Origin of the sequence: Carboxylicivirga agarovorans (assembly GCF_050589845.1) — a bacterium.
GTDB lineage: Bacteria > Bacteroidota > Bacteroidia > Bacteroidales > Marinilabiliaceae > Carboxylicivirga > Carboxylicivirga agarovorans.
Genome location: NZ_JBNGPA010000005.1, coordinates 21,786 through 37,863, shown reverse-complemented (window position 1 = coordinate 37,863; position 16,078 = coordinate 21,786). Strand labels below are relative to the sequence as shown.

Annotated in this window: 12 protein-coding genes; 5 read left to right on the top strand and 7 right to left on the bottom strand. The window is 41.5% G+C overall.

The genetic code is table 11. The annotated features are described in order from the left end of the window. Positions 1-10: 10 nt before the first annotated feature. From ACRD69_RS07380 to ACRD69_RS07370, 3 genes are all read left to right on the top strand, one after another. Positions 11-1,387 (top strand): RagB/SusD family nutrient uptake outer membrane protein, encoded by a 1,377-nt coding sequence (locus tag ACRD69_RS07380; RefSeq protein WP_430814438.1) that lies wholly within the window; start codon positions 11-13, stop codon positions 1,385-1,387. Between the two features lie 134 nt (positions 1,388-1,521). Then, complete coding sequence (locus tag ACRD69_RS07375; RefSeq protein WP_430814437.1) at positions 1,522-2,472, top strand: hypothetical protein; 951 nt, start codon at positions 1,522-1,524, stop codon at positions 2,470-2,472. Positions 2,473-2,584: 112 nt separating this feature from the next. Continuing rightward, complete coding sequence (locus ACRD69_RS07370) at positions 2,585-2,878, top strand: hypothetical protein (RefSeq protein ID WP_430814436.1); 294 nt, start codon at positions 2,585-2,587, stop codon at positions 2,876-2,878. Between the two features lie 599 nt (positions 2,879-3,477). On the opposite strand, the gene ACRD69_RS07365 is transcribed toward ACRD69_RS07370, so the two are convergent. Continuing rightward, a complete protein-coding gene (locus ACRD69_RS07365; RefSeq protein WP_430814435.1) occupies positions 3,478-5,766 on the bottom strand; it encodes an InlB B-repeat-containing protein in 2,289 nt (762 codons plus the stop codon). A gap of 494 nt (positions 5,767-6,260) precedes the next feature. On the opposite strand from ACRD69_RS07365, the gene ACRD69_RS07360 reads away from it, so the two are divergent. Continuing rightward, positions 6,261-8,450, top strand: coding sequence for a T9SS type A sorting domain-containing protein (locus tag ACRD69_RS07360; protein WP_430814434.1), 2,190 nt, complete (start codon positions 6,261-6,263; stop codon positions 8,448-8,450). An 89-nt stretch (positions 8,451-8,539) separates the two neighbouring features. On the opposite strand, the gene ACRD69_RS07355 is transcribed toward ACRD69_RS07360, so the two are convergent. The 4 genes from ACRD69_RS07355 to ACRD69_RS07340 all read right to left on the bottom strand — a co-directional run bounded on the left by ACRD69_RS07355 (position 8,540) and on the right by ACRD69_RS07340 (position 11,794). Next, the gene (locus tag ACRD69_RS07355; protein WP_430814433.1) at positions 8,540-9,421 is read right to left on the bottom strand and encodes a DMT family transporter; all 882 of its coding nucleotides are present in this window, start codon (positions 9,419-9,421) and stop codon (positions 8,540-8,542) included. Positions 9,422-9,513: 92 nt separating this feature from the next. Then, positions 9,514-10,410, bottom strand: coding sequence for an EamA family transporter RarD (rarD, locus tag ACRD69_RS07350; protein WP_430814432.1), 897 nt, complete (start codon positions 10,408-10,410; stop codon positions 9,514-9,516). Between the two features lie 381 nt (positions 10,411-10,791). Continuing rightward, positions 10,792-11,136 (bottom strand): hypothetical protein, encoded by a 345-nt coding sequence (locus tag ACRD69_RS07345; RefSeq protein ID WP_430814431.1) that lies wholly within the window; start codon positions 11,134-11,136, stop codon positions 10,792-10,794. Positions 11,137-11,179: 43 nt separating this feature from the next. After that, the gene (locus ACRD69_RS07340) at positions 11,180-11,794 is read right to left on the bottom strand and encodes an NUDIX hydrolase N-terminal domain-containing protein (RefSeq protein WP_430814430.1); all 615 of its coding nucleotides are present in this window, start codon (positions 11,792-11,794) and stop codon (positions 11,180-11,182) included. A 304-nt stretch (positions 11,795-12,098) separates the two neighbouring features. Between ACRD69_RS07340 and rbp the strand changes: the two genes are divergently transcribed. Beyond that, positions 12,099-12,389 (top strand): RNA-binding regulator, encoded by a 291-nt coding sequence (rbp, locus tag ACRD69_RS07335; protein ID WP_430814429.1) that lies wholly within the window; start codon positions 12,099-12,101, stop codon positions 12,387-12,389. 84 nt (positions 12,390-12,473) lie between these two features. Here the strand turns inward: rbp and ACRD69_RS07330 are convergent, their stop codons facing one another. Continuing rightward, complete coding sequence (locus ACRD69_RS07330) at positions 12,474-14,381, bottom strand: methyl-accepting chemotaxis protein (protein ID WP_430814428.1); 1,908 nt, start codon at positions 14,379-14,381, stop codon at positions 12,474-12,476. Positions 14,382-14,596: 215 nt separating this feature from the next. Then, a complete protein-coding gene (locus tag ACRD69_RS07325) occupies positions 14,597-16,051 on the bottom strand; it encodes an MFS transporter (protein WP_430814427.1) in 1,455 nt (484 codons plus the stop codon). Positions 16,052-16,078 lie beyond the last annotated feature (27 nt).

The window sequence follows — 16,078 nt, the reverse complement described above, 5'->3', positions numbered from 1 at the left end:
TTACGAAACAATGAAGATGATAAAAAGAAATATATTGGCAAGCCTGGCATTTATCGCCTTGTTGGGATCGGCTTGCTCATTGGATTTAGAACCAATTGATTCGATTGGTGACAGTGCCGCATTCCAAACCATCGAAGATCTGGAAAAAGGTATTACCGGTGTAATGGCTTCCATTGGCGGTCATGGCATAGTGGGGCAGAGCGACCGTGCCAGTGATGATTTGCGGTATTCATTATCTAACACCGGACAGGGTGTTCAGGTGCATAACTGGACCTATAACTCATCAACCAATGATCTGGCAGGTACCTGGAACGGGAATGCCGCCCTGGTGGATCGTGCCAACCGTATTATTGCCATTGCAGCGCAATTTGATCAGGAAGATGCGACAGTGAAACGTGTTATTGCCGAATGTGTGTTTTTAAGAGCTTATGCTCATTTTGAAATTGTACGTTTATACTGCCCTAATTATGCAGCTGATGCCATTGGTATTCCTTATAAATTTGAATCAGGTGTTACCAATCCTGCACGATTAACACAGGGTGAGGTGTATCAGTATGTATTGGCTGATATTGAGGCTGCCATCCCTGAATTGAACCAGTATGCCGATCGTAACTATTGGGTGACCAAGTCGGCCGCTTATGCTCTGAAAGCGCGCGTAGCACAGTATATGGGCGATTGGGATATGGCCATTAAAGCTGCCGATGAAGCACAGGGAATCGGAGGTTTCAGACTGGCTACTCCTGGTGAGTTCCAGGGTGTATGGGATGACAATGTTGCTGAAGATGTGGAGGTGATTTTCCGCGTTCGTCGTGAGAATGCCACTTTTGGTGATTATTATACGCGGGGCAGCAATGGTGATATATTCTTTCACCCGTCCTATGATCTGATGGATCAGTATACCAGCGATGATATTCGTTACCAGGTGTATTTTGGTCGTAACGACGATGGAAAAGACGTGGTTGCCAAGCACGATGGCAGACCCAATGATAAAACAAATGTTGTTGATCTGAAAGTATTCCGTTTGTCTGAATTGATGCTGATAAAAGCCGAGGCCTATGTGAATAAGGACATGTACACTGAAGCCGAGGCTGAATTAAACGCACTTCGTGAGCAGCGTATTGTTTCGCCTCAGCCACTGGACCTGTCGACTAAGAAATTTGCCTTACAAGCGGTGCAGGAAGAACGTCGGCGTGAGCTGGCTTACGAAGGACACCGCTTCTATGACTTACGTCGCTGGAACCTGGGCATCGAACGGAGTGCTGAAGATGCACCGGGTAACACCCAAACCACTTTGGAGGCAGGTGACTATCGTTTTGTATTCCCCATACCGCAGGAAGAGATTTTTGCCAATGAAAACATGGTGCAAAACGCAGGATATAGTAACTAAAGCTTGATTTGTATTAGTCGGTGGGCTCTGATTACATCTTTGACCTTTGTAATTAACCCATCGTTTAATCCGGATTATGTATTAGATTTTCTAATGCCTGTTGCGGATTTAAAAACACTTAAAGAATAACAAAAATGAAGAATATAATTAAGATAACAGCTGTATTCATTGCAGGATTGATTCTCCTTAGTTCCTGTGGTGAAACAGAGAAGGCGACATTTAAAGATTCAGATGCTTATTTTGCCTTTGAAACAGATAAGTCCTCAATGATCGAGAATGATATTCGCACATTGCGTATACCGGTTTCACTGGCTAAAAGTACCGGGGTTGGTGAACTAACCTTTGACATTGTAAGCGAAGGTTATGACAACCCAGCTGTTGAAGGGGAAGATTTTACCGTTAAAACATCCAACCGTACCGTCGCTTTTGAAGGTGATTTTGTCAAAAACATTGAGATCAAATTGATCGATAATTATGTACGCGACGGTGACAAGAAGTTTAAACTTGTATTGAAAGACAACACTATTGGTGCTACTATCGGAATGGCCAATAATGCAAAAACAGAGCACGAGATCACCATTAGTGATAACGAGCACCCATTGGCCGCTTTGATCGGTGTTGATTTTCAGGCTACCGAGCAATCCATTGCCGAGGATACAGAAGGTAACCAGATAGCTCCATATCTATTGCCAATTGAGATAAGAGGAGACACTGTTCCTGGCCGCGATGACCGTCTGTTAATCAAGGGACTTTTAGGTGTTAACCAGGAAGTACGTGTTGAGTTGAACATGGAAACGGGTGAGGTGATTATGGAAGATCAGAAATTCTATGATGTGATTGATCCCTACTTCGGCATACCCATTGAACTGACTTTCTTTGGCTGGGAATGGTATGTGAAAGAGGATGGAACAGATGGTATCAAGCGTTATGCCCAGGCCATTGGTACCTTTGATCTGGATGCCCAGGAAATAGTATTTGAAAGCGGTTATCTGACCCAGATCACAGGACCTGGCACACACCCTTACGTTGGTTTGGCATACCACATACTGATTGTGGAGCATTGCCGCATTGCCAAAAAGAATTAATGCTCATTTTGATTTCTTAATACTAATCAGGACCACTCTTCGGGGTGGGCCTTTTTTTCACTCAAGCGATGACTAAAATCATCGCTTGAGTTGTTTTGTGGATAATCTTCATATGACCGCCAATAAAGGGAAAATAACGATCGCATCTGATTTTAAAAGCATTGCCGCAGAAAGTGTTGAGTTTATCACTTTTTTTGACCTGAAGGGCTTTATATGCCATTATTTGGGGGAGCAGATTATAGATCAGTTTGATCAGGTCGTGAATGATATTCCTTTTGAATATGCCTTTGTTAATATGATCGGCAGAGACTTTATTATTGTCAGAGAAAAAGCAATGTGCCTGGCTGATAAACTTGGTCAGGATGTGTACAAGCAGGCTGTAACTGTCAGACTGGAAAATATTTGAAAAGCTATTCGCTGACATGCCTAACCTGAACCAGAGGCTGTCCAAATTTTAAGTTTCACGCAAAGGCCGCTAAGAATTACGCCAAGACAACAAAGTATATGAAGTTATTTTTCAACACCTTGCGTGCTTTTCGTTTTCTTCGTTTGCGTTCTTTTCGAGCAATATCCTACATTTTGGACATCCTCTTTTTTATTCACTCAAGCAATGCTTTAAAGTTATCTGATGAGTTGTTTTTGCGGAAGTGTATTCCGCTTCTCGACGGAGGTTTGATCCGCTACCCGGCGGAGATATGCTCCGCTTCCCTGCGTAGCTATGCTAGCACGGTAATGTAAGAGGTGCTACCACTATTGTCAATGTATAGTCCATAGCTGTTGAAATTTATTGAGTTCGGGAATCATTACCATGATATATAATTACTGACCAGTCTGCTTATAGCAGGTCTGGCTTAAAAAGCATAGTATTTATTTACTCATAAACCTTGCATTCCTAAAGCCTGAATACCATTCATTCGCTATATTCGTCCACATATTTTTAATTCGAGAAACAAAAAGGGCCACCCTACCGGGCAGCCCTCCATAATTAAACCAAACAACTAAATGTTATTTCACCATTATTTTAACAACCTTAGTATTTGAACCTTCTGTTATCTTTAATAAATAGACACCTGCCTGAACAGTATAGTCTATTTGTCCGTTGGCTACCATTCCGCTTTCCAACAGGCTACCTGCTACGCTGTAGATCTCGTATGTGGCTTTGCCTTCCAAGCTTGTTACGTATACAAAACCATAAGAAGGGTTTGGAGAGATAGCCACTGCATTAATAAAATTGTCATCAATAGCTGTTGCTGTATCCCACTTGGCATAAACAGTGATGTCACCTGTTGAACCTGTTGAAACTTCTGTAAGCTCAGTGCCATTTTGGAAGTCTGGCGTGGTATACCATCCACCAAAATTGTATCCTGTTTTAACAGGGGTATTAAATACCACTGGCGCATCATCTATATCATATGAAGTATCATACCATTTGCCATCTTTATCACCACCATTTAATTCATAAGTGATCGTATACGATACGGTCAGGTACCTGGCATAAAGTGTTAAATTGCCTGTTGTTCCCTTAGGAATGGAGCTTGTGTAATAATCGCCGCTGAAAGTACTTGGTGCTGTATATTCAGTATACCATCTGTAAACTTTGTAACCAAGCGGAGGTGTAGGATCAACTAATGCAACTTCATCAGCCACTGTATATTCACTTACAATATTATTATCTGTACCTTCAAGGGCATCGAAAGTAAGTGTATATGCAACTGCACCGGAAAATTTAGCATAGATGTTGATCGTCATTTGACCTGCATTATCCACAGGAACAATATCACCACTTGTAATTAAGGCCTCAATAGCAGCTGGATTGATTTCAGTTATTTCAGTTCCAGCCTGAAAGTCTTCAGTTGTGTACCAACCATCGAATGAAGAATAACCTTCTCTTGTAACATCATTAAGCGCAGTTGTTGCTGTTAAAGCGCTAAAGCGGTCAATGTTTGTATGGATACCACCTTCATCCATATAATTAAGGTAGTAAGTTACAGATGGTGTATAAGAGAATAACTCACTATGCGTTGTAGAGAATGTGCCATCACCATTATCAACACCTTCCTGGTCCTCAGCTGAAAAATATAATTTACCGTTGAATGCAACAGGATCACCTACGAAATCCAGATTACCGCTTACGTCATGCAGCTCTTGTCCATCATAACAGAAAAGACCTGTTTTACTGCCAATATAGGTTGTACCATCGGTATCGTATAATCGTTCATTGGCTGATAAATAGATCATTCCGTCGAGTACAGCAAATTGTCTTACATTACGCGTATCTCTCTCGCCAAGAATTGTGATAGCATCAGCACCTGTTTTAGCCGGATCATACAGCATTATTCGCCTGTGATCTGTTGCTGAGGCAGCAGGTTCTGCTACAAGAACCAGTTTACCTTCATATTCTCCTAAAAGCTGAAGATTAGTGTTTTGTTTAATGTTGTCATTAATATCGGTCACTGGCGCTGGTTCAGCTCCCTGCGTGCTCCATACAATATTGTTACGGTCATTGAAGTAAACCTTACTGTCTACAACGGTAAAACCCTCAAGGTAATCGTCAAAATCGGTTACCAAATCAAAGAATACAGCCGATGTAGTACCCCAGAAAGTACTTGTAATACAGCACTGGTAACCCAGGGCTGCGTTGTTTGGATCCTTGGCGTAAATGACATAGTAATCACGTGCACCGCCCAAGTGAGTTAATTTATTACCAATGTTCACATCGTATATTGGTGCCTGGCTGGTATGAACTAACTCCGGACTGGCAGTTACTCCATCCCATTTTAACAGGTACATATTATCATCAGTATCATCTGCAGGGTTCGTACCGGCAAATAGTATTTTGTCAGTGTCATAAGTAGATTTAGCCTTATCAACAACCGGAGCATTGCCCGTTAGCCATGTCGCAGCTGCTTCAAATGCCCCTGTCACGTCATTGATTTTGAAAAGCTTTTCGCCTTCTCCATCTGTTGCAGTACAATAGATCTCATCAGACAAAACGAAATAATAACCCGGAGATGAGGCGACTGTCGCGCCCGGATTAATATCCAGTGGTAAAAAGTTATTCGTCGTACCATCTGTTACAAAAGGTTCATATTGATAGGAGTAGGACCCCCAAAAGGATACCCACTGGGCGTTAACAGCACCTGAAAAGACAATCATTTCTGAATTTGAAATAAGATTATCAGGATTAACACCCCATTCATTATCTGTTGGATAATAATCTTTTACTATCTCAACTTGCGCAAAACTAACGCTAACGATCAAGCTTAATAATAATGCTAAGTAATTTTTCTTCATGATATTCTTTTTAGTTATGAATATTGAGCATGCCAGTACATGCAATTTTCCTTTCAAAACATGAGCTTTCTCATGGTTAAGCAATGATAAGTGTTGAGATTCCTTAACTAAAAGATGTTGACACAGCGTTATTGCTGTGATGTGGTTTACCTCCTTAGAATTACTGCATCAACACCTTAATGGAGGCATAATAAAACCACTCTAAGAATGTGTAAGTGTAAGAAAAGCAGGATGTAAAGATGAATAGGGCCTGGCGGGTCGTATTTGTTTGCACTAATTCAAAACAGGCCTTCAGACAATATTTCATCAACTGTTTTAAGCCATATATCTGCATAAGTTGACTAACACCATCAGTATATGAAGCAATGCTTTGTTAACTGTTATCAATATGAAAAAAACACAAACAGGTATTCATTCGCTCTTGACTATCCGCAGGTTTGAATTTATATTATTCCTTTTTTGAAATTTTATAAATCACTATTAATAAATCGCGTATGAAAAGAATACTACTTTTAGGACTACTGATCTTTAGTTTTAGCTGGATGAGTGTTAATGCTCAGTGGACTCAAATGACAAGCGAAGATCTGGAACTGCCTTTCGCAGAAGCGATCGTAAAGCATCAGAGCAGCTGGTATATCGGTACTGCGGGTGGCGTATTTAAAACAACCGACAACGGACTTAACTGGACTTTGGTTAACAACAACCTTAACAGTGTTTATAACCGTCTGCGCATTGAAGGAATGGTAAGTGTTGGCAGCACCCTGCTTGGGGCCAACCGCTGGGAAGGTATTGTTTTAACCACTGACGGGAGCTCATGGAGTTTGCCGACGAGTGGTTTACCCGCAAACTATTACATGACCGAATTATTAGCTGTTGTAGGTTCAAGGGTCATTGCTGTTATACAAGATTATACCACGGGCGACTTTTCCTTGTATTACTCAACCAATGAAGGTACTACCTGGGCAAAAGGTGCCGATTTAACAACGGCCAATACTGATGTATATATATTCAGCGCCAACTCGCAGGTTTATATTGTTCATGAGAATGTATCAGGAAATGATGAATTTCTTGGGGTTACCAGTGATGGCGTAACGGTTAGTGCAGCGCCTTTCACACCTGCCTACCCGGGTAATTCCATAGAGAATGTTGTTAAATCAGGTGATCATTTAGTTGTATATGGTGAAAGTAGCGTTTACCGTTATGATTTAATAAATGACGGCTGGACCAGCTTAAATTCTAAATGGCCGGGAGGTGTATTGTTTGCTGCAGGAGGTGGTAACAATGTTGATCAATTGTATGCCACGGTGCTTCAGTTTACAGGTGCATTTGGCGCACATACTTCCGCTGATAATGGCGATAGCTGGACTACCCTTTCTCCTCCGCTGACAATTGGCAAACCCTTTGCAATGGGGCTTTACGCGACAGGCAATGAGGTGATGACGACCTTTATAGATGATGGATTGCATTATTCATCTAATTCAGGCACAACAATAAGTCGCCGAAACAATGGCGCTCTGGCCAGCGATTTTGATAACATGTTTGTAAGTGGAGGTAATATCCTGACCTCCTTATTTGTTTCAGGTGTTTATGGCTCGTCTAACGATGGTTTGTCCTGGAGTAAATGGAATACCGGCTTACCAACGGCAACGCTGCAGAGTGTTAGGGACTATATGACGGATGGAACAGCTTTATATGCTAATTTCTATGAAGATCCTGATGAGGATCCTGCCCCGGACAGAGTGGTTAAATCGGTGAACAATGGCACCAGCTGGAGTACAGTGGCGGATCCAGGCGGGCAAAGCAACCTGGAACTGATCGGGGTAAATGGCAATGTGCTTTATGCCTATTCCACAACCGGAGGCGACAAATATTATACCTCAAGCAACGGAGGTACATCGTGGACTGAGATAAGCAGTAATATGCCGCTTAATTTTATGCCCTCAAAAGTAACAGGTGATGGAACCACCGCCTTCCTGGTTGGTTTTGAAACAACCTCGGGTAATAACAAGCTGCGTGTATACACATCAGCTGATAATGGTGCCAGTGCCTGGAGCATGCAAATGACAGGAATTACGCTGGCAAATCTTGATAATATGGATACCGATGATGATATTCATATTGTTACGCCTGCTCCGGGTGTGGCGTTTCTGCAGATTCGATATATCAACTGGGATAATAAACTGATGCGGTGGAACACCAATACATGGGAAGAAGCCACAGCTGCAGGTATGAATAACCTTGACCTGGAATCTTTGGCTTACAACAATGGTATTTTGTACGCTTCGGCATGGAGCAGCAGTGTTTATCACAGTACAGATGCCGGGGAGTCCTTTACTGAAATGGATGGCCTGCCTGAAGGTCTGAGTGCGGAAATTATCGCCTTTAAGGGTGATGAAGTTATTATATCGACACACAGAGGTATATGGACCTACACTGAGGATGCGACGGACATTGATTTTAACTCAGTAAGTAATCAGCTATTATTTCCCAATCCGGCTGAAAACATAGTAAATGTTGGTGTTGAAGCCACCATGGCAGAAATCTACTCGATTAATGGTCAATTATTGAAGTCGGTACAATTGACTAACCAACAGTTTGCAATTGACGACCTGAAGAGAGGAGTTTATTTAGTTGTTATAAAGACTGATTTTGATACTTACACTGTGAAATTGGTGAAGCACTAAGCTTATTGCGAAGCCCTATAAACCTGAGTTAGTCATAAAATTACGACCTCAGCTTATAAATGCCTGATGCATGTTTATGCGTCGGGCATTTATTTTTTTAAACGTGTAATGTTAAGCAGGTAAATGCCGCTGATAACAATTACGCCACCAATTATTTGCCATGTGCTCAATGCTTCATTGAGTATGAAAAAGGCGGCGATGGCTGTAATAACAGGTTGACCTAGCAAGGTTGGCGATACAGTGGTTGCCTTTAAATGACCCTGCGAGTAGTTGATGAGTGTCCAGCCACCAACATGAACACCTATACCATAAACCAACCAGATTAGCCAGGTGGTATCACTGTAACCGGTAAAGGAATAGGATGGACTCAAAAGAACGATTAAACCTACCGTTAAGGCAGCGGCAATGGAGCTGATGGATAAGTAAAGAAGCGTACTCATCATGGCACGACCCTGTTGTGTAAACAGGTGGTAAATGCCATAAAATATACCTGCCAGCAGGCTGACCATGATACCTGCAAATAGCCCGTCTGCCATCTTAAAACTGCGCCAGGCCATCAAAAAGGTTCCAATAATGGCTATGAACAGGCCTATCCAAAAACCTTTCTTCTGCCGTTCCTTAAAAATAAACAAGGCGCCGATACCTACCCATAGGGGCGCCATATTGGCCATTAATGTCGGTATGGTTGCATTGCTTAGTTCAATACCCCAGGACCAAAGACCAGTGTCAAGACCAAAGGCAATACCGCCTAGTAATGGCATTAACATTGCCTTGGCTGAGAGCTGAAAAACCGTTTTCCATTTACTGATAAGCGGAATGATAAGAACCAAGGAGGCAATACCAACCCGGTAGAAGGCCGTTACCATGCCGGGCGCATCGGCCGATTTTATCAGGATCGCCGAAAAACCAATGATAATCAGTCCGGAAAATAAAGCCAGGTAGGCTTTGATGGGTCCTTGATGCTTTGACATAGGGATGAAATTTGCACAAAGATAATGGACTATGGGCGCTAAGAATATGATATATGTGTTGTTTAACCAGCTCTTTATGAGGGCTGCTCAGCTTAACGTGATTCTTTCCGCTTTCTGTAGTCCCTCACAATGGAATAACTATACAGGGCCAGGGCCACCCAAATGGCCGAAAAGGCTATCTGTTTTTCCTGAGGAAATCCTTCGTGATACATGAAAATGCCTAAAAACAGCATGATGGTTGGACCTATGTATTGCATAAAACCAACCGATGTAAGTGAAATACGTTTAGCTCCAAGACCAAACCAGTACAATGGCATGGTGGTAACAACACCGGCCATGATAAGCAGAAAATCAATGGTTCTGCTTTCGGCAAACAAGGCTCCTGTTCCTTCGCTCATTTTAAAAATGATGTAGCTTAAGGCAAACGGAGCCAGTACAAGCGTTTCAATGGCTAATGATGGTAAAGCTTCTACACCGCTTAGCTTTTTGAGTAAACCATAAACGGCAAAGGTTGAAGCCAGCAATATGGATATCCATGGGAAACGACCAAAATCGATTGTCAGGTATAGGACGGCACCGGCGGCCAGTAACAGTGCCATGAACTGAATTTTATTCAGGCGCTCGTTCAAAAACAACATACCCAGCCCAACATTTAAAAGGGGAGTGATATAATAACCAAGGCTGGCTTCAATAATGTAGCCTGCATTAACGGCATAAATAAATATACCCCAGTTACTGCCAATTAATATGCCGGTTACAATCAGCGTTGAAAGCGCCTTCTTGTTTTTAAAAATATCACCTAAGTGCAATTTCTTTTTCCAGAATAAAAGCAGTATCACAAAAAGAAGTGACCAAAAGATACGGTGTGCCAATACCTCCAGTGCCGGAATATGGCTCAGCATTTTCCAGTAAATGGGGAATAAACCCCAGGTTAGGAAGGCTAAAAAAGTAAAAAAGTATCCGCTGGTTTGCTCCTGGTTTTGTTTCATGTGCTTCGAAATTTCGCAGGCAAAGATAGTATTTAGATACGAGAGTTCGTGCTTCCCGCTTCCAGCCAAGGCTTTCTGTACTAAGATCATCAAAGGACCAGTGTATACATTTATTAAGTTGCTCTTTCAGAGCGCATGTTTGAATTAATTACTTACCCGGCGGAGCACCGGGCTAACATAAGCTGCCGTTTCACGGCGCGGAATAATTAAATGAACGATCTGTTATAAACTACAGTGGTTTGCATTTAGAGACAAAAGATTAATAGCGTCATGTTTGCATGCTGCAAGCCCGGCTTATGTCAGCCTATGGCAGCGCCACAGGTATCTAAGCAAGATCGAAATATCGCTCTGAAAGAGCTGCTTAATACCTATTTATTCAAATTAAAACATTCTTAATATCATCAATTCCTGAAAGCCATAGCGTTCATTAATAAGCTCCAGGTCCAAAGCGTCATTTAACCAAACAAAAAATAGCGCCAAAAGGACAATTAAAATAATGAGAACAAGCATTTTCTTTATCAGCAACTGCCTGTTTTCTTTCACTAATCTGGTTCGTAAAGCCTGTAGTTGTTCAGCACTCATTTGCTGCTCTTGACTGGTATGATGACGGTACTTTTTTGCTACGCGCTTGTTAAGGCCATTAAAAAGTATATCCCTTTTTTTTAGCAAATTGCGGTTGTTACGCATCGACTGTATCATTGCCATTACATGGCCTGCTGATGACATATTCTGTTTTGTTAGAGGGTTGGTGAATAAGTTATGATGTTATTTAATCGCAAATAACCGGTAATTCCGGATGCCTGGCTAAGTGATACAATTCCTTTATCTGTGATTCCAGGATACGGTCTTCTGACAATGGAGGGAGCTTATCTAAAGCAAACCAGGCTGCCTCTTCAATATCAAAATTTCCTCTTAGCTCGCCGCCTGTTACTTTGCACAGAAACATGATTTTATAAACATACCATGGTTGCGGCGGATGTGGATGACACCGTTTGTCGTAAATAGCCAGTACCCGCTCAACCTCAGAGTGCAATCCTGTTTCTTCTTCAACTTCTTTAACAACCACTTCAGATGGGCTATGGCCAATATCTGCCCAGCCTCCGGGAATGGACCAGCGACCATCCATCATTTCTTTGGCTAAAAGAATTTCATCATCTTCGTTTAATATCAGTGCACGTACATCAACCTTAGGTGTGGGGTATTCTTTGGGTGGCAGGTAGTACTTGTCAAATGCTTCAACTGGTTGATCAGCTATGGCCGACATTAACTGTTGACTCAGATCAACCAATTCCTGGTTACGCTCTATTTCATACCCGTTTTGTGCATATACCAAACCGGTTTCGGCCAGTGCTTTTATCTTCTTGAAAGTATTTAAGTAGTCCATGTGTTGGCAATTAGTCTATTAAAAGTAGGTTTTTATTTCCAATTCAATGAATCAAACCGGCTATTTCGATTATTTCCACCCAGATCTTAACACACTTTATAATTTAAAGTGATTGTTCTGCAACTTATTTACCTACCTTTGTGCGATATTTTAAAAGACCGATTTTTGATAATTCGCTGGTTTTAGTAAATACTTCTATTCTTCAGAGGTCAACTACATTTCCCAATCTTCAATTCTCTTCTTTTTTAATAATGGTAATGGCATGCGCCAGGTGTGTCTGTGTTTAATTTTTTAATGTAATAGCATGAATATTTTTATTGCGGGGTTAACCGATAATGTGTGGGATGAAGATTTGGTTGAATTGTTTGAAGAGTATGGAGAGGTATCTTCAGCTAAAGTGATTAAAGATCGTGAGACAAAGAAGTCACGTGGATTTGGATTCGTAGAAATGCCGGATGATCAGGCTGCCCGAAAAGCAATTCATGAGTTAGACCGCGCTGAGTATGATGGTAAAATCATCAACATAAAAGAAGCCCGACCTAAAGAAGGTGGTCGCCAGGGTGGAGGTAACCGCGGAGGTAACCGTCGTCGTTAATTAAGATACTTATATCTTAAGTAACAAAGCCTGAGTTCAGTTGAGCTCAGGCTTTGTTGTTTTTATATCATCTCAACCGTATGATCATTTTTCATTTTTATGAAAGAAGCTGACAATCTGCTTTAAGTTTTCAGCTTGTGACGATAGCTGTTCCGAACTGGCAGCCAACTCTTCGCTCGAAGAGGCGTTTTGCTGCGTAATGGTACTCAGTTGCTGAATGGCTGAATTGACCTGTTCCGCACCCTTTAACTGTTCATTACTCGAGGAAGATATTTCTTCAACCAGCTCGGTTGTTTTTTGTACTTCAGGAGCAATATGGTTCATTTGATCGCCTACCTTCGTGCTCAGTTGAACACTGCTGGCGGCCAGCTCTATAATTTCCTTGGCGGATAACTTACTGTTTTCTGCCAGTTTTCTAACCTCGGTGGCAACAACAGCAAATCCTTTACCCTGCTCTCCCGCACGGGCTGCTTCCACTGCGGCATTCAGCGACAGAATATTGGTTTGTTGAGCAATTTCGTTAATAACATTGATCTTTTGCGCGATGGCATCACTGGCTTCCACCGATTCACTTGTTGACTGATTCATGTCTTTAATATTATTGAAAACCAGTAAGGATGCCTTCCGTGTGTTGTTGGCGTTCAGTGCGTTGTGCTCAATGTTACTCACCATCTCTTCCATGGTTGATGAAACCTCTTCAACAGATGCCGCCTGTTCGGTGGCCGATTTTGATAGGTGTGATGAGGTGTCGCTTACATGGTGACTGGCCCCCGCAATATCATCGGCGCCTTCAGTAATATCACTTACAACAGTATCCAGCTTTGCAATCATGTTTCGCAATGATCTGGCCAGCATACCCAACTCATCCTTTTGCTTAAACGATACGGTGGCTGATAAATCTCCGCCTGCCAACTGCTCGGCAAAAGCAACACATTCTGACAAAGGCTTTGTTATGGAGCGACTGACTATTTGTATGATTACAATAAGCAAGGTGATGGCTACAATAAAAATGAGACTCATGTACAGCACATTTTCAACAATTAAGTCACTTACTTCTGCTTTGTAATATGAAATAGCCACATAAGCATCAATCTTATCCACAAAGCGGTAATACAATAACTTATCTTCCCCTTCCCAAACATATTCAACTTTTCCACTTTCCTGCTCTTGGGATACCATTAGCCTGAAAAACTCTTCATCGGCCACATTGGCCCCTTCCTGTGTTGGGTGAATAAGGAAATCACCACTGCTGTTGACCAGAAACGGATAACCCGATTCCAGGTATTTTTTGCTATTAAAAACATCTTTAATACCTGCCATGTCCTTTTCTTTCACCCCAACATATAAAATGCCTTCTACCGAACCATCAATGATCAGAGGCTCATAGGCAGTCAGGTACCAGTCATCAACAACAAAGGCCCTGCCGAAAAAGCTTTCGCCTTTGAGTATTTTCTGAGATACAGGTGAGTCGGTGGATATAAAGGTATTAATGGCCCGTTCACCATTTTTCTTTCTCACATTGGTAGATATGCGCAGAAAACCCTGTGGTATTTTCTGAAAGACAGTAGCTGTTCCATTGATCAATTGCCCTACTTCATCTACCAGGTCATACTGATGAAATACACCTTGCTCACCATGCGTAAGAGCCGGTATGGAAAGAGGCACTTGTTCACCACTAATCTGGTTAATGGCAGTTACATTAATTGTCTTTTCAGCATCTATAACAAAATCATTAAGAGAAGCGACCTTGTTAATCACTCTTGCACCTGAGTTAACAAAGCCCTGACGGTCGGAAATCTGCACCTCAATCAAACGCTTCAGATCCTGCGTTTGCATGGTTGACATTGTTTCCATCTCTTTGGTTATCTGGCTGTATTGTTCCGATGACGAATAAAAGCCAACCATAACCATTACTGCTATCACAATTGTCCCCAATATGTAATTTAAACGAGGACCAATCCTGATGTCGTTCACAAATTTTAAACTGACCATAACACTATCCTAAAAGATGATTCACACACTCAACTATAACAGGATTGGCTAAAAGAAAAAATGGGTTATAGTGCTGATTTACGCTCTGGCTGTAGAATTGTTACGCATTTTGTTCTAAAGGAGAGTGTGTACAGGCAGTTTGATTGGTAAGCCCTTATAACAACAAAAGCCCGAAGCGCTGAGCTACGGGCTTTTAGGTATATTTAGTGCCTAAATTAAGCTTTTGATTTTAATATGAGTTTATCGTATAAAAATAATGCAACAACAGCACTGACAGCAATTCCTGCATATAGCATCCATATTTTTGATGGGTTATAGTTAACCCAGATAAAGTTGGTTAATTCCGAATTACTCATGCCCATTAACTCAGCCGCTTTATTCCAGTAATCGTTCTTCGTAAATGTTTCCGATACCTCAGGAATATCTAGTCCACGTTTGGCAACTTCCTGACTTAACAAATGCAGTTTACCGGCAGCTTTATCATATATATCACCAGAGACCACACCAGCCAGCTGGTGACCTACTGCAATTGGTAAAAAGGATGTTCCCATATATAGAGCCTTCTTATCTGCCGGGGCAATGCTGCCCACATACTCAGTAAATTTAGGGCTACTGGCCATCTCACCAATACTAAAAATTAGGACCCCAAGAATGATAAAGAAACTATTCTGGAAAGCAAACATCATTCCTACACCGATAGCTAAGACGAAAATACCACTCATCATAGCATTTAATGGTTTATAGCGCATTACTATTCCTGATATCCATATCTGGAAGATTATTATGAAAAAGGCATCAAAGCTACCAATAGTAACAGCCGTAATTGTTCCTTCTTTTGTGCCAATGCTTTCAGCTAACCAGGGCCATACAGCATGCAATGCATTATAAAGGTTTGAGGTATCTACCCAATCATCAACAAATACCGGGAATGCATAGTATAACTGATTAAATGCAGTCCAGAACGCTACCATTATTAACAGGAATAACACATATTTAAAGTTGCTTAATGTGATTCCAATATTTCTAAGGGCCTGAAGAAATACTTGTCCCAAAGGCTCTTTATCACCATTTTCTTCCCGGCCTGGTTCTTTAAAGAAAAAGAATACAAAGATATAGTTGATGGAGATGGTGATCATTGAAATATAAAATACCCAATCCCAGCTTTTCTGATAGATAGCACCTGCTATAAAAGGTCCGATAAAACCACCGATGTTAATCATCATATAGAAAATTCCAAAACCAATAGATGAGGTTTCAGAAGTTGTGGTTTTTGAGATCATAGCCGAAATAATTGGCTTAAACAAAGCTCCTGCAACAGCCAGATAAATATATGCTGCAAAAACCAGGGTGAAAGAGTTAAAGGTTGCAACCATCCAGTAGCCACTCACATACATGGCATATGAAAGAATCAATATTTTTTTGTAACCGACACGATCAGCGATAGCTCCTGTGAAAAGTGGCAGTAGATATAATAACATGGAGCCGGTACCCATTATAGCACCTTTTTCAGCAGAAGAAAATCCTAATGCTCCCGTATCTTTTGAACCTACTAGGTATAAAGCAAAGGCCATGTAAAATCCATACCACGCCCATCTCTCAAACAGCTCCATGGTGTTGGACACCCAAAACACCTTTGGAAAGCTTCTAATCGTCTTAAAAATTCCTGACATATCGTTTTTATTGGTTTATATTTTACT